This is a genomic window from Sphingosinithalassobacter tenebrarum, from assembly GCF_011057975.1.
In the GTDB taxonomy this organism is placed as follows: Bacteria; Pseudomonadota; Alphaproteobacteria; order Sphingomonadales; family Sphingomonadaceae; genus Sphingomonas; species Sphingomonas tenebrarum.
The window spans coordinates 700164-718257 of sequence record NZ_CP049109.1 but is presented as its reverse complement, the minus strand read 5'-3'; the positions used below and the strand labels follow the sequence as shown (position 1 = coordinate 718257).

Genomic DNA, 18094 nt, shown 5'->3' with positions numbered 1-18094 from the left:
CCGCCCTTCTCCTTCGCGATGACCGCGACCGCCGGCGCCGAGGCCGCGGCGCTTGCCGAAGAAGCGCCGCGCATAGGACAGTTTTATTTCGAGATATTGTTCGGGCTCGGCGCTATGATCCTGCTCGTCGCGTGGCTGCCGATTGCGCTGCGCAAGCTGCCGCTGTCGCTTCCCATCATATGCGTGTTGCTGGGCTTCGGGGTGTTTTCGGTCGATCCCTTTGCCGTCTGGGCGCCGCATCCTGACAAGACGCCGGGGCTGGTCGAACGCGCGACCGAGCTGATCGTGATCGTCTCGCTGATGGGCGCTGGCCTGAAGATGGAGCGCCGCCCAGGGTGGCGGCGATGGAACGTCACCTGGCGGTTGCTGGGCATCGCGATGCCGCTGACCATCCTGCTTGTGATGGTGGCGGGCAATCAGCTGCTGGGGCTGGGCGCGGCAACTGCACTGCTGCTCGCCGGTTCGCTGGCACCGACAGATCCGGTGCTGGCGGGCGATGTGCAAGTGGCGCATGACGAGAGCGAAAATCCGCCCGAGGCCAAGTTCGCGCTGACCAGCGAGGCCGGGCTGAACGATGCGCTCGCCTTTCCCTTTATCCATCTGGCCGTCGCAATGGCACTTGCGGGCGGGTTCAGCGCATCGCTTTTCACCAGTTGGGTGCTCGAAGACGTGGCTTGGCGGCTCGCCGCCGGGCTTGCCGTGGGGGCGGCACTTGGCTGGGCGATCGGCTGGACAATTTATCGCTTGCCGCACGGCACACGGCTGTCGCGCTCCGGCGACGGGTTCATCGCGCTGGGCGCGACCCTGATCGTCTATACCTCCGCCGAATTTGTGCATGGCTACGGATTTCTGGCGGTGTTCGTTGCTGGCCTGATGATCCGCCAGGCGGCGCGCGGCCACGAATTCAACCGCAGGCTTCACGACTTTGCCGACGAATCCGAACGGCTGTTGATGATGCTGCTGCTGCTGATGTTCGGCGGCATGATCGCGGCGGGCCTGCTCGACGATATCGGTTGGCGCGAATGCGCCTTTGCCGCTGCGATGCTGCTGTTCATACGCCCGCTGGCCGGAATGATCAGCCTGATCGGCTTTCGCCGGTCATTCACCGAACGCGCGATCATTGCCTTTTTCGGCATCCGCGGATTGGGGTCGGTCTATTATCTCAGCTACGGCTTCAACCACGGCGCGTTCGATTACGAATATAATCTGTGGGGAACGCTGGGGCTGATCATCGTTGCGTCCATCCTGATGCACGGCATTTTCGTAACCCCCGCGATGTGCTTGCTCAACCGCGAGTATCGCGGCGACGCAAAGTCGAAGACAACCGGCTAACCGCAACCTTACCGCAGCTTCGCCGTTGGCGGGGAATGGACATGTTTCTGCAAAGCTGGGGCGAAGCCGCCTATACCTCGCTCGGCCTGTTCTGGATGGCCTTCTGGGCATTCGGGTTCGGCTATCTCATTTCCTCGATGATCCAGGTCTTCGTGACGCGCGAGCGCATGCAGAAAGCGATGGGCGATGCCGGCGCGAAGAGCGTCGCGCTCGGCACCGGGTTCGGGTTCATCTCTTCCTCCTGCTCCTTCGCCGCGCTGGCGACGACGCGCTCGCTGTTCACCAAGGGGGCGGGGTTCATCCCGGCGCTCGCCTTTCTGCTCGCATCGACCAATCTTGTGGTCGAGCTCGGCATCGTGATCGCCGTCTTCCTCACCTGGCAATTCGTCGTCGCCGAATATGTCGGCGGGATATTGCTGATCCTGCTGATGTGGCTTGTGGTGCGCCTCACCCGCCCCGACAAGCTGATCAAGCAGGCGCGCGAACATGCCCGGCAAACCGCCGACGAGGATCAGAGCGGCGAAATCCCGGACTGGCGCAAGCTGATCCGCAGCCGCGAGGGCTGGCAGAAAGTCGCCAACCGCTATGTCATGGAATGGCGGATGGTGTGGAAAGACGTGACCGTCGGCTTCACCGTCGCGGGGATCATCGCCGCCTTCGTCCCGCAAAGCTTCTTCCGCACGCTGTTCGTGGGATCGGGCAGCAGCGATCCGGGTCTCTTCGCGCTGCTGGCGCAGGCGCTGGTCGGGCCGATCGCGGCCTTCTTCACCTTCATCGGATCGATGGGTAACATTCCCCTGGCGGCCGTGCTGTACGGCAACGGCGTCGCATTCGCCGGGATCATGGCGTTCATCTTTTCCGATCTCGTCGTGCTGCCGGTGCTACGCATCCAGGCGAAATATTACGGGTGGAAGATGGCGCTCTACATCCTCGCCGTGTTCCTCGTCATCCTCGTCGCCGCCGCGCTGATCCTCCACTACGGCTTTGCGGCAGCCGGACTGCTGCCCGACGCCAGCGCCGCCACCGACATCACCCAGCGCAGCTTCTTCGCGGTCGATTACACGCTGTTCCTCAACCTGATCTTCGTGATCGTCAGTGGGGCGTTTCTGGCGTGGAAGGCGAAGACAGCGGGATTCATGGCGAGCGATACCGACAGCCTCAGCGAACGCATCCTGCGCGTGGCCTCGTTCATCGCCTTTTTCTGGCTCGCCGGGGGCCTCGGCGCGCGGCTGGTGCTGGGTCCGGGCGGTTGACACGAAAGCGCCGGAGCGGTTGCCCGCCCCGGCACCATCAGGCCTCGATCGAATACCGATCAGGCGCGCAGATCGTAGCGATCTGCGTTCATCACCTTGGTCCAGGCGGCGACGAAATCCGCGACGAATTTCTCGCCGGCGTCGGCCGAGGCATAGACTTCGGACAATGCCCGCAGCTGCGAGTTCGATCCGAACACCAGATCGGTGCGCGTCGCGCGCCACTTCTCCTCGCCGCTAGCCCGGTCGGACCCGACGAAGATCTCGTCACCCGCCGGATCGACTTCCTTCCACGCCGTACCCATGTCGAGCAGGTTGACGAAGAAGTCGTTGGTGAGCTGACCTGGACGGTCGGTGAACACACCTTCCTTCGCGTCGCCGTAATTGGCACCGAGCACCCGCAATCCGCCGACCAGCACCGTCATTTCGGGCGCGGTGAGACCGAGCAATTGCGCGCGGTCGATCAGCAACTCCTCGGTCGGCACGCTGTACGGCGTCGAGAGATAGTTGCGGAAGCCGTCGACCTTGGGCTCGAGCACCGCGAAGCCTTCGACATCGGTCTGTTCCTCGCTGGCATCGGTGCGGCCCGGCGTGAACGGCACTTCGACGTCATAGCCGGCATCGCTCGCCGCCTTGTGGACCGCGGCCGAGCCGCCCATCACGATGAGGTCGGCGATCGACACCTTCTTGCCGCCGCCTGCATTGGCGTCGAAATCGGCCTTGATGTCTTCATAGACCTTGAGAACCTTCGCCAGCTTCTCGGGCTCGTTGACCTTCCAGTCCTTTTGCGGGGCGAGCCGCAGCCGCCCGCCATTGGCGCCGCCGCGATGATCCGATCCGCGATAGGTCGACGCCGCCGCCCAGGCGGTCTTGACCAGTTCGGCCACGGTGAGGCCCGATTCGAAGATCTTCCTGGTCAGCGTCTGGACGTCGCCGGGCTCGATAGGCGCATAATCCGCCTTGGGGATCGGATCCTGCCAGATCAGATCCTCTTCGGGCACTTCGGGGCCGAGATAGCGCGCCTTGGGCCCCATATCGCGGTGGCACAGCTTGAACCAGGCGCGGGCGAAAGCGTCGGCGAACGCCGCCGGATCGGCACGGAAGCGTTCGGAAATCTTGCGATATTCCGGGTCCATCTTCATCGCCATGTCGGCGGTGGTCATCATCGTCGGGACCTTCTTGCCCGGCGTATGCGCCATCGGCGCCAGCGTGTCCTCGGGATTGCCGACCGGCTGCCACTGTTTCGCGCCCGCAGGCGAGGTCACCAGCTCATACTCATGGTCGAGCAGCATCTCGAAATAGCCCATGTCCCAGGTCGTGGGATGCGGCGTCCACGCGCCTTCGAGACCCGAGGTGATGGTGTGATCGCCGATGCCGGTTTCATGGCCCGACTGCCAGCCGAGACCCTGCTGCGCGATGTCCGCGCCTTCGGGTTCGGCGCCGACTTTCGAGGCATCGCCCGCGCCGTGGCATTTGCCGAAGGTATGGCCGCCTGCGGTCAGCGCGACGGTCTCTTCGTCATTCATGCCCATCCGTGCGAAGGTCTCGCGAATGTCGCGGCCCGAGGCGAGCGGATCGGGATCGCCGCCCGGCCCTTCGGGATTGACGTAGATAAGCCCCATCTGGATCGCCGCCAGCGGGTTTTCGAGCACCTTTTCCTCTTCGGGCTGGATGCGGGTTTCGGCGCCCTGGCCGACCCATTCCTCCTCGGTGCCCCAGTAAACGTCCTTTTCGGGCTCCCACACGTCCGCACGGCCGCCGCCAAAGCCGAACACCGGGCCGCCCATCGATTCGATCGCGACGTTGCCCGCAAGGATCATCAGGTCTGCCCAGCTCAGCTTGCGGCCGTATTTCTGCTTGATCGGCCAGAGCAGGCGCCGCGCCTTGTCGAGATTGGCATTGTCGGGCCAGCTGTTGAGCGGCGCGAAGCGCTGCTGCCCGGCATTGGCGCCGCCGCGCCCGTCGCCGGTGCGATAGGTGCCCGCGCTGTGCCACGCCATGCGGATGAAGAACGGGCCGTAATGCCCGTAATCGGCCGGCCACCAGGGCTGGCTGTCGGTCATCAGCGCGTGAAGGTCCTTTTTCACCGCGTCGTAATCGAGCGACTTGAACGCTTCGGCATAGTCGAAATCGTCGCCCATCGGGTCGCCCGACTTGCCCTGCTGATGCAGGATGTCGATCGACAGCTGATTGGGCCACCAGTCGCGATTGGTGCGGCCGAGCAGCGAACGTCGCGCCTCGGTCTTCTTCATCGGGCAACCGCCCTGCGGGTCATTTGTCGGCGCGTCCATGAAATCCTCCTCCTCGTGATTCAAAATCGGAATGAGGATAGGCCAGGCTCAGGATCGACAAAAACGATTAGCTTCGGTCACGGATAATCAAAATATCGATCTAGCTAGGAAATAGGCACGTAACATTGCCGGACTCCCTCCCCCCTGTCCTACAGGCCCGCTTGCCCCTATATCGCTCGCCATGCTTCGCAGCGTTCCCCATGCCGTGCGCCCCGCCGCCGCCCGAGCCGCTTCGAATGGCGCCTCACGCGTGCGCGCGAGCGCGCGCACGCGTGTTACGTTGCGACCTTGTGAGACCTTTCGCAGTTTTCCGGGCCTTCCCGGACAGGAGTAAAATCGCCCATGTCCACCTATGCCGATCGCCTCAAGGCACTTCGCGACCAGCTGAAATCGCAGCAGCTCGACGGGTTCGTCGTGCCGCTCACCGACGAGCATATGAGCGAATATGTCGGCGACTATGCCCAGCGGCTTGCCTGGCTCACCGGTTTCCAGGGGTCGCAGGGCAGCGCCGTCGTGCTGCCGCAGGAGGCCGCGATGTTCGTCGACGGGCGCTACACGCTGCAGGTGCGCGAACAGGTCGACGGCAGCGATTATCAGTATGTCAAAATCCCCGATACGAGCATCGCCGACTGGCTGGGCGAGCATGCGCCGGAGGGCGGCCGCATCGGCTATGATCCCTGGCTGCACACCCGCGCCTGGGTTGTCGAGGCGACCAAAGCGCTCGCCGAACGCGGCGCCGAACTCGTCCCCGTCACCGCCAATCCGGTCGACGCGATCTGGGCCGACAAGCCGCAGCCTTCCGACGCCAAGCTGGTCGTGCAGTCGGACGAGGCAGCGGGCCAGTCCTCGGCCGCAAAGCGCGCCGAAATCGCCGAATGGCTGGAAACGCGCAAGGCCGATGCCGTCGTCCTCTCCGCGCTCGATTCGATCGCCTGGACCTTCAATGTGCGCGGCAAGGACGTGATCCACACGCCGGTCGCGCTCGCCTATGCGATCGTCCATGCCGACGGTACCGCCGATCTGTTCGTGGAGCCCGACAAGGTGACTGACGACGTGACCAAGCATCTTGGCAACGCGGTTCGCGTCCAGCCGCGCGATGCCTTCGCGCCGGCGCTGCGCAGCTTTTCGGGCAAGCGCGTCGCCGCCGATCCCGAGCGCGCCGTCGCCGCGATTTTCGACATGCTCGACGAAGGCGGCGCCAAGCCGCTGGCGGTGCGCGACCCCGCCATTCTTGCAAAGGCGCTGAAGAACCCCCGCGAAATCGCCGGGCATCGCGCCGCGCAGGCGCAGGACGGTGTCGCCGTGGTCCGTTTCCTGCGCTGGATCGAGGAAGAAGCCCCCAAGGGCGGCATCACCGAGCTTTCCGCCGCCGCCAAGCTGCTCGAATTCCGCGAGGCACTGGGCGGGCTCAAGGACACTTCGTTCGAGACGATTTCGGGCTATGGCAAGCATGGCGCGATCCCGCATTACCGCGTGACCGAGGAATCGAGCCTGCCGCTCGAGGTCGGCAGCCTCTATCTGGTCGATTCGGGCGGGCAGTATGAAGCGGGCACCACCGACATCACGCGCGTCATGCCGATCGGCGAGCCGACCGCAGAGATGAAGGACCGCTTCACGCGCGTGCTCAAGGGCCATATCGCACTCGACATGGCGATCTTCCCCGACGGCACCGTCGGCGGTCAGCTCGACAGTTTCGCGCGAAAGCCGCTCTGGGATGCGGGGCTCGATTATCCGCACGGCACCGGACACGGCGTCGGCAGCTATCTGTCGGTGCATGAAGGGCCGCAGCGCATCGCCGCGCCCAACTATCCCGGCGGCGGCCCCAACGAACCGCTGCGCGCCGGCATGATCCTTTCGAACGAGCCGGGCTATTACAAGGCGGGCGAGTACGGCATCCGCATCGAGAACCTCGTGCTGGCGGTGGCAAAGGATATTCCGGGCGCCGAATTGCCGATGCTCGGCTTCGAAACGCTCACCTTCGTGCCGATCGAACGCACGCTGATCGACAAGTCGCTGATGACCGCCGAAGAGATTGCGTGGCTCGATGCCTATCACGCCAAGGTCGAGGAACTTCTCGGTCCGCAGATGGACGGCGAGGATCTCGCCTGGCTCAAGGCCAAGTGCGCGCCGCTTTGATCGTGTCGAGAGTAACCCAAATCCGTTTGGGCTGAGCTTGTCGAAGCCCTGTTCTTCTTCTTACCGCCGGAGAAGAAGAACGGCACTTCGACAAGCTCAGTGCCAACGGCGGTAGGGATTCATCGGGGAGATGTCTCAAAATGCCGTCGCTGTTCACCCATCCCGCGCATCTCGGCCTCGGCGCCGCGATCACCGCCCAGCCCGAAATTACCGGGATGGAATGGTATGCCGCCTATGCCGAACGCACTGCGGCGGACGGCGCCGAAGGTCGGCTCGTCAGCCTCCACAACTTCACGGAGAGCTGGGATTCGTGGGAAATGCATCCCGAGGGCGAGGAAATGGTGATCTGTGTCGAGGGCGGCCTGACGCTGCATCAGGAACTGGCTGACGGCACGACCAACCGCATCACGCTCGATCGCGGCGATTATGCGATCAATCCGCGCGGGACATGGCACACCGCCGATATCGACGGCGATTCGGCAACCGCGCTGTTCATCACGTCCGGTCAGGGGACTCAGCATCGTCCGCGCTGACGGCCGCCCCCTCCTGCCGGTCCTGCGCGCGCAATTCGCGAGCCTGCGCCTTGCGGCGGCGCAGATTGGCACGCAATTGTTCGGCGAGCCGCGCCTTCTTGTCGTCTTTTTCGGCCATCGTTCCGCGATAAACCGGAAGTCCCCGGCTTGACAATCGGGTGCCCCCAAGCACATAGGCCCCTCCCGCTCGACGGGAGCAAGGCGGGCTGCTGTAGCTCAGTGGTAGAGCGCACCCTTGGTAAGGGTGAGGTCGAGAGTTCAATCCTCTCCAGCAGCACCATTTGCCGCCTGCGGAAATCCCGTATCGCTCCGCCGTTAGCCTGTCCCGCAGATGTTGATCGCCACGGCAAATGCGTTAGCTGGTCGAAATGCGCCCAAAGAGCTGGGGCAAGGGAGCGGGATACGGGCATGAAGAAATTCGACGTCATCATCGTCGGCGCCGGGCATGGCGGCGCCCAGGCAGCGATCGCGCTGCGGCAGAACAAGTTTGAAGGCAGCGTCGCGATGATCGGCGACGAACCCGACCTGCCCTATGAGCGCCCGCCGCTTTCCAAGGAGTATCTGCAGGGCGAAAAGCCGCTCGAACGGCTGCTGATCCGCACCGAAAATTTCTGGGAAGAGCGCGACATCACGATGCTGCTCGGCCAGCGCGTCGCCAGCGTCGACCCGCAGGCGCACACCGTGACGACCGAAGCCGGCGAGACCTATGGCTATGGCAAGCTGGTCTGGGCGACCGGCGGATCGCCGCGCCGCCTGGTCTGCGAAGGGCATCATCTGACCGGCCTCCACACGGTGCGTACGCGTGCGGACGCGGACCGGATGATGAGCGAGCTGCCCAATGTGCAGCAGGCGGTGGTGATCGGCGGCGGCTATATCGGGCTCGAAGCGGCCGCCGTCCTCACCAAGTTCGACAAGAAAGTGGTGCTGCTCGAAGCGCTCGATCGCGTGCTGGCGCGCGTCGCCGGCGAACCGCTCTCGCGCTTCTTCGAGGAGGAACATCGGTCTCACGGCGTCGATGTGCGCCTCGGCGCCAAGGTCGACTGCATCCTCGGCGACAGCCATGTCACCGGCGTCCGCATGGCCGACGGCGAAGTCATCCCGTGCGAAATGGTGATCGTCGGGATCGGCATCATTCCCCCGGTCGAACCACTGATCGCGGCGGGTGCGACGGGCGGCAATGGCGTCGATGTCGACGCGAAGGGCCAAACCAGCCTGCCCGATATCTATGCTATCGGCGATTGCGCGCGGCATCCCAACCGCTTCGCCGACGGCGACACGATCCGCCTCGAATCGGTGCAGAACGCCAACGACCAGGCGACCGTCGTCGCCAAGAACATCGCCGGGCTCGATGCGAGCTATGACTCGGTACCCTGGTTCTGGTCGAATCAGTACGACATCAAGCTGCAGACGGTGGGGCTCTCGATCGGCTTCGACCAGGCGGTGCTGCGCGGCGATCCGGCCACCCGCAGCTTCTCGGTCGTCTATTTGAAGAACGGCCATGTCATCGCGCTCGATTGCGTCAATGCGACCAAGGATTATGTCCAGGGCCGCAAGCTGGTGCTCGAACGCGCCGAAGTGGCGCCCGAGCGGCTGGCCGACACCGATACGCCGCTCAAGGAAATGCTCGGCTGAGCGCGCACCGGCGCGAAAGCCTGGGGCGCTTCCCCGGCTTTGCGACCAGAGGGAGTTTGATCATGGTACTCAAGACGATGTTCCGCGCGAGTGCCGCCCTGGCGCTGGCGATGCTCCCGGTTCAGGGGTTTGCGCAAGAAGCCGAGCCCGTGGCGGCCACCGCGCCGGCAGCCGCACCGACGGCCACGCAGGATGCCGACCCCGCGCTCTGGGTGCTGCGCGACGCGGATACCACCATCTATCTTTTCGGCACCGTCCATTTCCTCAAGCCCGGCCTGAGCTGGTTCGACGAAGCCGTGCGCGAGGCATTTGACCGCAGCGACGAGCTGGTGCTCGAAATGGTCCAGCCCGACAAAAGCGAAATGACTGCCAAGGTGGTCGAATATGCGGTTGCGACGAGCGGGCCGTCGCTGCGCGAAAAGCTGTCGGACGACTATCGCGAGACGCTCGAAACGGTCCTGGACGATCTCGGGCAGCCGAAGCAGAGCTTCGATCGCGTCGAACCCTGGTTCGCGACGATGACGCTGGCGGTGCTGCCGCTGGTGATCAAATACGGCTATGACCCTGAAAGCGGCGCCGAATATGTGCTGACCGAGACGGCGACGCGCGAAGGCAAGACGATCTCGGGTCTCGAAACGGTCGATCAGCAGCTGGGATTCTTCGATTCGATACCCGAAGCGCTGCAAATCGCGTATCTTGAGGCGCTTCTCGACAATTATGCCGATCTTGGTACGTCGCTGGAAAAGGTCGTCCGGCAATGGGCCGCGGGCAATTCCGGCAACCTCGGCGCGCTGATGAACGAGAATATGCGCGAGACGCCTGGCATCGCGTCGTGGCTGCTCGTCAAACGCAACCAGAACTGGGCGAACTGGATCGACGATCGCATGGACCGGCCCGGCACGGTTTTCGTGGCGGTTGGCGCTGGGCACCTTGCCGGGGACGACAGCGTACAGAACTTCCTGTCCCGCGAACATGGACTGACCGCGACGCGCGTCGAATATTGAGGCGCGGTCCGGCTCGGCCCGATCAGAGCAGCAGGCGCTCCGCGGCAGTCCGTGCACCGGGGCCCGAACCGTGGCGGCGTTCCAACTCCTGCTCGGCAGTATAGCGGACGTCTTCGCTGCGATCGCCCAGAAAGGCGACCAGCGTTTCCTCCTCGAGTTCAGCCCAGTCCTTCCCGCGATCGGGACCATGATTGACGCGCGGCAGTAGGCCCGGCAGCGACGACCATTCGATCAGCTGCGCCAGCGGCGCTTCATTGAGCATGTCGCGCAGATGAAAAGCCGTCACATAGGCATCGGGAAAGGCGCGGTGCGCGGGCAGCCCGCGCTCATGTTCCATCCCCTCGGGCCTGCGCCAATAGCGCAGATACTGATTCGAAAAGCCCGCCGATTCGGGCCACAGCCGCAGCGCACATTTCCAGGTGCAGATCCAGTCGGCACCGCGGGTCAGCGCGGGGGTGCAATATTGCTGTTCGAAATCGGCGCGATGCGCGGCAAGCGCGACGCGGCGCGGCCAGGGATCGAGCGCCTGTCGCGCGACATCATGCCACCAGGGCGCCTCGGCGACCTGCTCGTCGAGGATATGATGGACCGCCTGAGTCAGCGGCGGGATGGGGCGCCCCGGATTGACGAGCGTAGAGCCGCCCTCCTCGTAAAGATCCCAGCGCCCGTCCTCGCCCAGCGCCACGTCCTGCCAGCCGATCTCGATCACGGCATGGGCGGGAGGCGCCGATCCGGTGGTTTCAAGATCGATGACTCGGACAATCTCGCGCGACTGGTGCATCTCCTTCAAGTGGCCCTTTGCACTGCCGATTGCCAGCCCCTTTCCGGTCACAAAGGCGAATTGCCGGGGATCAGGGCAGTGCCCGCCCCAGCCATTGCGCCATCCCGATCGATGCCGGGGCAGTCGGCTCAAGGCCGTATCGGGCGTAGAGCCGCCAGGCCTCGCCATCTGCCATCAGGCTGACATAGGCCTCCGCCGGCACGCGCGCACGCAGCCGGCCGACAAGGTGAGCGACGATTGTAGCCGGCAATAATCGGCGACCGAGGCTATATCCTCGGCCAGCCGATACCCTGCGGGCAACGTCGTTGCAGGGTCAGTGCCCGATGCTCTCCCCACGTTCGACACCGCTCTGGGCAAGCTGTGCGTCGAGCAGCGCCATCAGCCGATCGAGGCCTTCCTGAGTCTTCGCCTCGGCGCGGGCGACAAGCACGTCCTGCGTGTTCGACGCGCGCAGCAGCCACCAGCCGTCGGGCGTGTTGACGCGCGCGCCGTCGGTTCCGTTCACATCGGCGCCTTCCTCCTTAAGCCGCGCGAGCACTTCATCGACGATCGCGAACTTGCGGCTCTCATCGACCTGGAAGCGCATTTCGGGGGTGTTGAAGAATTCAGGCATACTGCCGCGGATTTCGGTGAGCGACTTGCCGATGACATGCACCGCCTGGATCAGGCGCACCGCTGCATACTGCGCGTCGTCATACCCGTAATAGTCCTGCGCGAAAAAGATGTGGCCGCTCATTTCGCCGGCAAGCGGCGCACCGGTTTCCTTCATCTTCGTCTTGATCAGGCTGTGCCCGGTTTTCCACATGATCGGCTCGCCGCCCAGTTCGGCGATACGGTCAAACAGCATCTGGCTGGCCTTCACATCAGCGATGATCGGTGCGCCGGGCACGATTTTCAGCACGGGCTCGGCCAAAATGGAGAGAAGCTGATCGCCCCAGATCACGCGACCCTCGCCGTCGATTGCGCCGATCCGATCGCCATCGCCATCGAACGCCAGTCCGAAATCGAGCTGCTTTTCCGCGACCAGCGCCTTCAGATCGGCAAGGTTCTTCTCATCGGTAGGATCGGGATGATGGTTGGGGAAATTGCCGTCCACATCGGTGAAGAGCGTGTAATGCTCACCCGGGAGCAGCTTGACGAGCTTCTCGATCACCGGCCCGGCGGCGCCGTTGCCCGCGTCCCAGCCGATGCGGAACGCACCGCCCGCATAGCCGGCGAGCAGCCGGCCGACATAGGCCTCCATGATGTCGGCGTCGGTGACCTTGCCTTCGCCTTCGTACCAATCGCCGCTGGCGGCAAGCGTGCCCAGCTTCTGAATATCGTCGCCGAAAAAGGGACGGTGCTGAAACACCATCTTGAAGCCATTATAGTCGGCGGGATTGTGGCTGCCGGTTATCTGAATGCCGCCATCCACTTCTAGCGTCGCTTCGGCATAATAGAGCATCGGCGTCGGGCCGAGGCCGACGCGCACCACGTCGCAGCCCGAAGCAGTCAGCCCCTCGACCAGCGCCGCTTCCATTTCCGGCGAGGAAGCGCGACCGTCGCGGCCGACGGCCACGCGATGTCCACCCTCGCGACGCAACAGCGTGGCGAAACCGCGCCCGATCGCTCGGGCATCGTCTGGACCCAGCGTCTTCCCGACAATTCCGCGGATGTCATATTCACGAAGCGATGTGGGATCGAACTGGTGCGTCATACTGCCTCCGATAATATCCGCGCCCTCATCCCCCAGGCGCACGAAAAGTTCAATGCCGCGCGCTGCTGCCCTCCAATTCTTGCAACAGCAAGTCACGCGCCGCGTTTACCTGCCGCGTCAGTTCGGCGTTACCGCCGTGATCGGGATGGACCCGCGCGATCAGCTTGCGGTGCGCGGTGCGAACGGTTTCGGCATCCGCGCCGGCAGACACGCCGAGCAGCGCGCGCGCTTCGGCGCTGGAACCGCGCGCCGGGCCGCCGCGGGGCTCGGCTGGGATCGGCGAACCGGGCAATCGCCTGCGCCCATGCCACAGCCGCCAGCTGAAATAGACGACTGCAACGGCGGTAAGGAATTTCCAGATCACGCCGCTGTCATGCGAACAGCGGCAGCGCCGGTTCGGGCAGCGCCAGCCCCGCCATCATCTCGCGCAGTTCCTGCCGCGCGGCGACATGAGCCAGGCCCATCTCGCCGAATTCGCGGCTGTCGAGCATCGTCAGCCCCTGCGGGAAAAGCTCGCGATAGATGACGCGCTCGGAAAGGCCCGAAATCACGCGAAAGCCGACGCGCTTGGAAAGCTGGTCGATCGCGTCGGAAACGCGCTTCATGTTGCGTGCCTCGATATGCTGCATGCGATTGCGCAGCACGACCCAGTCGATCGTCTCGCCATCGGCCTTGGCGCGGCGCTTGCGCGATTCCCAGATCAGCTCGGAATAGAAGCTGGGGCGCTTAACCCGGAAGGTTTCGGGATCGACTTGGCCGATCAGGTCGAAATCGACAAAACTGTCGTTCATCGGCGTCACCAGCGTATCGGCGTTGGTGACGGCGATACGCGCGAACTTGTCGTCGCGGCCGGGCGTGTCGATCACCAGGAAATCGACATCCATGCTCAACCGGTCGAGCGATGCGGAGAATTTCGCCATCGTCTCGCCGTCATGGGTTTCGTATTTCGGCATCGGCAGCTCGCGCCCCGTGCGCTGGATGGTCGCGAGGCGATTGTCGAGATAGCGCCCCATCGTGCGTTGGCGATGGTCGAGATCGAAGCACGCGACTCGCGCGCCCTTGGCCGCCAGCGCGATCGCGACATGGACCGCGGTGGTGGATTTGCCGGTACCGCCCTTTTCGTTGGCGAAGACAACGACGTGCAGTCGATGCGCTGCGTCAGACAAATCCGTAACTTCCTTTGTTGATCCCCGCGCCCGCCCCCCATAGAAGGCCGCGCTCCTTTTGTATCCGAGGGTGTTACAGCGTGCAAACCATTCGCCAACTCGATGCACTGCGCGAAAGCGTGCGTGGCTTTCGTGCCGCAGGCGAGCGAATCGTGCTCGTTCCGACGATGGGAGCGCTGCACGCCGGGCACATGGCGCTGGTCGACACTGCCAGGCGGCATGGCGACCGCGTGGTCGTCTCGATTTTCGTCAACCCCAGGCAATTCGCTCCGGGTGAGGATTTCAGCCGCTATCCGCGCCAGGAACATCGTGACGCCCGGATGCTGTCGGAAGCTGGCGTGGACCTGCTCTGGATGCCGCCCGCTGAAGTGATGTATCCCGCCGACTTCGCTACCAGCATCGTCATGTCGGGCGTCAGCGAGCCGCTTGAAGGCGCGCACCGGCCGGGGCATTTCGACGGCGTGGCGACCGTGGTGGCCAAGCTGCTCAATCAGGTCCAGCCCGATGCCGCGATCTTCGGCGAAAAGGATTTCCAGCAACTGGCGGTGATCCGCCGCATGGTCGCCGATCTGGACATGCCGGTCACGATCATCGGCATGCTCACCCAGCGCGAGGACGACGGTCTCGCCATGTCGTCGCGCAACGGATATCTGGTCGAGGAGGATCGCAAGGCCGCCGTCGCGATGCCGCGTGCACTGGGCGTCGCCGAGCGTGCGATCAGCGAAGGACGCGATCCGCAGGCTGCGCTGGAGCAGGCACGCGAGATCCTGACCGCCGCCGGATTCGAGATCGATTATGTCGCCCTGGTGGATTCGGAGACCCTGGGCGAACCCGTAGCGGGAAAACCCCGCCGCCTGCTCGCAGCCGCCAAAATCCACGGAACTCGGCTGATCGACAACGTCCCGGTAAACGGGGACGGTTAACACCGTTAACCATTTGTTCGGACTTGCCCCGCAAAACCCTGAATCGCGAGTGGATCGTGGAAAAGGGGTAGCGGCATGGGCAACAGCCTCAAGAGCGCGCGTTTCCTGATCGAAAGTCGGCTGCGGGATGCGGCCACGGGAAATGCGCAAGCCTGTTACGATTTGGGTATCGTGTATTCGAGCGGTTCGGACGGAGTCGATATCGACCTGATCGAAGCGCATAAATGGTTCAATCTGGCAGCCATGTCGGGCAACGAACATGCGCAGGAATGCCGCGCGGAAATTGCCGAGGACATGAGCGCCCGCGAAATCATCGAGGCGCAGAAGGCCGCACGGGCCTGGATCGGCGCGACGAGCCGCCGGGTGGCGTAAATCGCAACAGCGTCGCCCCTGCGAAGGCAGGGGCTCATGTCTGTCGCCTTGCACCCCGGCCCCTGACACAGTCAGCACGCCCCTGTGTCAGCCGGTTATCTGGACGAAGCAGCGATAGGCCCCTGCCTTCGCAGGGGCGACGGCAATTGTCGCGGCTTACTCCTTCTTCGCCGCAGCCTTCTTGGCCGGTGCCTTCTTCTTCGCCGGAGCCTTTTTCTTCGCCGGCGCCTTCTTCTTGCCCTTGGCAGGACCCTTGGCGACCTTGGCGTCGATCAGCGCGGCGGCTTCCTCGGCAGTCAGCGCGTCCTTGTCCGCCGTCTTGGGCAGCGTCGCATTGGTGGTGCCGTCGGTGACATAGGGGCCGTAGCGCCCTTCCATCAGCTTCATTTCGCCGCCGCTCGTCGGATGCGGGCCGAAGGTCTTGAGCGGCTCGCGCGCCGCGCCTCGGCCGCGACCGCCCTTTTCGGCGGCTTCGGCAAGCTTGACCACGGCCGCGTTCATGCCGGTTTCGAATACTTCGGCGGTCGAATCCAGCCGCGCATATTTGCCGTCATGCTTGAGATAGGGGCCATAGCGCCCGATCGCCGCTTCGATCGGCTGGCCGGTTTCGGGGTGATCGCCGATCACGCGCGGCAATGACAGCAGCTTCAGCGCCATTTCCAGGTCGAGCTCGCCCGGCAAGTCCTTGGGGATCGAGGCGCGCTTGGCCTCCTTGCCCTCGCCGAGCTGGATATAGGGACCGAACCGCCCCGTTTTGCGCTCGACTTCGAGTCCCGTTTCCGGGTCCTGGCCAAGCGATTCCGGCCCGGTATCCTCTTCCGCGCCGCCCGGCTGGGCGAACCGGCGGGTGAACTTGCACTCGGGGTAGTTGGAGCAGGCGACGAACGCGCCATAGCGCCCGCCACGCAGCGCCAGCTTGCCGTCGGCGCAGGCCGGGCAGGCACGCGGATCGCTGCCGTCCGCTTTCTTCGGAAAGAGATAGGGTTCGAGGAACTTGTCGAGCTCGGCGGTGATATCCGACGGCTTCTGTTCCATCACGTCGCTGGTGCGCGGTTTGAAATCGCGCCAGAATTCGTCGAGCACCGCCTGCCAGCCGGCACGCCCGCCCGAAACATCGTCCAGCTCTTCCTCAAGCTCGGCGGTGTAGTCGTAACTCACATATTTGGCGAAGAAGCGTTCGAGGAACGCCGTCAGCAGTCGCCCGCTCTCCTCGGCGAAGAAGCGGTTCTTCTCGACCCGAACATAGGCGCGGTCCTTGAGCACCTGAATGATCGAGGCATAGGTCGACGGGCGGCCGATGCCGAGTTCCTCAAGCCGTTTCACCAAAGAGGCTTCGGAAAAACGCGGCGGCGGCTGGGTGAAATGCTGTTCGGCGTTGACCGCCTTTTTCGCCGGGCTGTCGCCTTCGCTCATCTTCGGCAGGCGGCGGCCGTCCTCGTCCTCGCTGTCGTCCTTGCCCTCTTCATAGAGCGCGAGATAGCCGGGGAAGAGCACCACCTGACCCGTGGCGCGCAGCCCGTGCTGGCCGGTCGCGTCTTCGAGGTCGATCGTGGTGCGTTCCATCCGGGCCGAGGCCATCTGGCTCGCCAGCGCGCGCTTGTAGATCAGGTCATAGAGGCGGGCGTGATCGCCCGAACCGGCGCGATCCTTCGAAAAATCGGTCGGGCGGATCGCTTCGTGCGCTTCCTGCGCATTCTTCGCCTTGGTCTGATACATGCGCGGCTTGTCGGGCACATAGGACCCGTCATAGCGATCGGCGACGGCCTTGCGCGCCGCCTGGATCGCCGCACCGTCCATCTGGACGCCGTCGGTACGCATATAGGTGATCGCACCGTCTTCGTAGAGCGCCTGCGCGATCCGCATCGTGTGGCTGGCGGAGAAGCCGAGCTTGCGCGCGGCCTCCTGCTGCAGCGTCGAGGTGGTGAAGGGCGGCGCCGGGTTGCGCGTCGCGGGCTTGGTCTCGACGCGGACGACGCTGAAGCGCCCTTCCTCGACGGCCTTTTTGGCGGCCATCGCATCGCCTTCATTGCCGATGCTGAGGCGATCGAGCTTGTCGCCCTTCCACTTCACCATCCGCGTCTGAAAGCCGGTGCCGTCCTGCTCCATATCGGCCGTTACCGACCAATATTCCTGCGGCGTGAACCCTTCGATCTCGCGCTCGCGCTCGACGATCAGCCGCAGCGCGACCGACTGGACGCGGCCCGCCGATTTGGCGCCGGGCAATTTCCGCCACAGCACCGGCGAGAGCGTGAAGCCGACCAGATAATCGAGCGCGCGGCGCGCGCGATAGGCGTCGATCAGATCGGTATCGAGCTGGCGCGGCTCGCCCATAGCCTTGGTGACGGCGGCCTTGGTGATCGCATTGAACGTCACGCGCTGCACGTCGGAGGGCAGCGCCTTCTTCTTCGCGAGCAGTTCCTGCACATGCCACGAAATCGCCTCGCCCTCGCGATCGGGGTCGGTCGCGAGGATCAGGCGGTCGGCCTTCTTCGCCTCGTCGGCGATGGCCTTCAATTGCTTGGACTTGTCCGCATAGGGCTCCCACTCCATCGCGAAACCCTCGTCCGGGTTCACCGACCCGTCCTTGGGCGGCAGATCGCGGACATGGCCGTAGGAGGCGAGGACGCGATAGTCCTTGCCGAGATATTTCTCGATGGTCTTCGCCTTGGCCGGCGATTCTACGATGACGAGCTGCATGGGATTTTAAAGGCGTCCTTACGTGTGCGCGTACGAGGATGGGGAGCCGGTGCCAGTGCCGTCAAGATGTCGCGGGGATGTGAAAAGAGGCAAAAGAGACACCACGTCCCGTATGACTTCGCCTCTGCGGGAGTGGTTCGTGGGTTTGCGAAGGGGTGCGAAGCGGGTTGGCGTGGTGTGCCATGCGGGAGGGCGTGGCAGATTTGGGGCGTGTAGGACAGGGACAATTGCACGTAGCCCCGCAATACAAGCCATGTTACTTTGTAACACAATATTGTCGG

Annotated in this window: 16 protein-coding genes and 1 tRNA gene; 9 read left to right on the top strand and 8 right to left on the bottom strand. The window is 64.2% G+C overall.

The annotated features are described in order from the left end of the window. Window positions 1-18: 18 nt before the first annotated feature. Both G5C33_RS03625 and G5C33_RS03620 read left to right on the top strand, forming a co-directional pair. Window positions 19-1332, top strand: coding sequence for a cation:proton antiporter (locus G5C33_RS03625; protein WP_165325961.1), 1314 nt, complete (start codon window positions 19-21; stop codon window positions 1330-1332). Window positions 1333-1367: 35 nt separating this feature from the next. Then, window positions 1368-2585 carry a permease gene (locus tag G5C33_RS03620; RefSeq protein WP_165325960.1) on the top strand — a complete coding sequence of 406 codons (1218 nt, stop codon included), beginning with the start codon at window positions 1368-1370 and terminating at the stop codon, window positions 2583-2585. Between the two features lie 59 nt (window positions 2586-2644). Here the strand turns inward: G5C33_RS03620 and katG are convergent, their stop codons facing one another. Next, window positions 2645-4873, bottom strand: coding sequence for a catalase/peroxidase HPI (katG, locus tag G5C33_RS03615; protein ID WP_165325959.1), 2229 nt, complete (start codon window positions 4871-4873; stop codon window positions 2645-2647). A 342-nt stretch (window positions 4874-5215) separates the two neighbouring features. Here katG and G5C33_RS03610 point away from each other — a divergent pair, with 342 nt between their 5' ends. Together G5C33_RS03610 and G5C33_RS03605 are read left to right on the top strand one after the other, a co-directional pair. Then, window positions 5216-7009: an aminopeptidase P family protein gene (locus G5C33_RS03610; RefSeq protein WP_165325958.1), complete on the top strand. Its 1794-nt coding sequence runs from the start codon at window positions 5216-5218 to the stop codon at window positions 7007-7009. Between the two features lie 140 nt (window positions 7010-7149). After that, window positions 7150-7542, top strand: coding sequence for a cupin domain-containing protein (locus G5C33_RS03605; protein ID WP_165325957.1), 393 nt, complete (start codon window positions 7150-7152; stop codon window positions 7540-7542). Here G5C33_RS03605 and G5C33_RS03600 read toward each other — a convergent pair. Continuing rightward, window positions 7505-7660, bottom strand: coding sequence for a hypothetical protein (locus tag G5C33_RS03600; protein WP_165325956.1), 156 nt, complete (start codon window positions 7658-7660; stop codon window positions 7505-7507). The genes G5C33_RS03605 and G5C33_RS03600 overlap by 38 nt on opposite strands. An 87-nt stretch (window positions 7661-7747) precedes the next feature. Here G5C33_RS03600 and G5C33_RS03595 point away from each other — a divergent pair. The 3 genes from G5C33_RS03595 (at window position 7748) to G5C33_RS03585 (ending at window position 10178) form a co-directional block, all read left to right on the top strand. Continuing rightward, window positions 7748-7822, top strand: a tRNA-Thr gene (locus G5C33_RS03595). Between the two features lie 128 nt (window positions 7823-7950). Further along, window positions 7951-9174: an NAD(P)/FAD-dependent oxidoreductase gene (locus tag G5C33_RS03590; RefSeq protein WP_165325955.1), complete on the top strand. Its 1224-nt coding sequence runs from the start codon at window positions 7951-7953 to the stop codon at window positions 9172-9174. A gap of 62 nt (window positions 9175-9236) precedes the next feature. Further along, window positions 9237-10178, top strand: coding sequence for a TraB/GumN family protein (locus G5C33_RS03585; protein WP_165325954.1), 942 nt, complete (start codon window positions 9237-9239; stop codon window positions 10176-10178). Between the two features lie 22 nt (window positions 10179-10200). On the opposite strand, the gene G5C33_RS03580 is transcribed toward G5C33_RS03585, so the two are convergent. From G5C33_RS03580 to G5C33_RS03560, 5 genes are all read right to left on the bottom strand, one after another. Next, window positions 10201-10959 (bottom strand): exonuclease domain-containing protein, encoded by a 759-nt coding sequence (locus G5C33_RS03580; protein WP_165328694.1) that lies wholly within the window; start codon window positions 10957-10959, stop codon window positions 10201-10203. Window positions 10960-11029: 70 nt separating this feature from the next. After that, window positions 11030-11209, bottom strand: coding sequence for a hypothetical protein (locus G5C33_RS03575; protein ID WP_206518630.1), 180 nt, complete (start codon window positions 11207-11209; stop codon window positions 11030-11032). Window positions 11210-11272: 63 nt separating this feature from the next. Beyond that, on the bottom strand, window positions 11273-12655 hold the full coding sequence (gene pgmG, locus G5C33_RS03570) for a phosphoglucomutase/phosphomannomutase PgmG (protein ID WP_165325953.1): 1383 nt from the start codon (window positions 12653-12655) through the stop codon (window positions 11273-11275). Between the two features lie 49 nt (window positions 12656-12704). Next, window positions 12705-13019: a J domain-containing protein gene (locus G5C33_RS03565; RefSeq protein WP_228275180.1), complete on the bottom strand. Its 315-nt coding sequence runs from the start codon at window positions 13017-13019 to the stop codon at window positions 12705-12707. Window positions 13020-13026: 7 nt separating this feature from the next. After that, complete coding sequence (locus G5C33_RS03560) at window positions 13027-13821, bottom strand: division plane positioning ATPase MipZ (RefSeq protein WP_165325952.1); 795 nt, start codon at window positions 13819-13821, stop codon at window positions 13027-13029. Between the two features lie 80 nt (window positions 13822-13901). On the opposite strand from G5C33_RS03560, the gene panC reads away from it, so the two are divergent. Beyond that, window positions 13902-14744 (top strand): pantoate--beta-alanine ligase, encoded by an 843-nt coding sequence (gene panC, locus G5C33_RS03555; RefSeq protein WP_165325951.1) that lies wholly within the window; start codon window positions 13902-13904, stop codon window positions 14742-14744. A 75-nt stretch (window positions 14745-14819) separates the two neighbouring features. Continuing rightward, window positions 14820-15116 carry an SEL1-like repeat protein gene (locus G5C33_RS03550; RefSeq protein ID WP_165325950.1) on the top strand — a complete coding sequence of 99 codons (297 nt, stop codon included), beginning with the start codon at window positions 14820-14822 and terminating at the stop codon, window positions 15114-15116. Between the two features lie 156 nt (window positions 15117-15272). Here the strand turns inward: G5C33_RS03550 and topA are convergent, their stop codons facing one another. After that, entirely contained in the window at window positions 15273-17813 is a 2541-nt protein-coding gene (gene topA / locus G5C33_RS03545; RefSeq protein WP_165325949.1) for a type I DNA topoisomerase, read from the bottom strand. Between the last annotated feature and the right edge of the window lie 281 nt (window positions 17814-18094).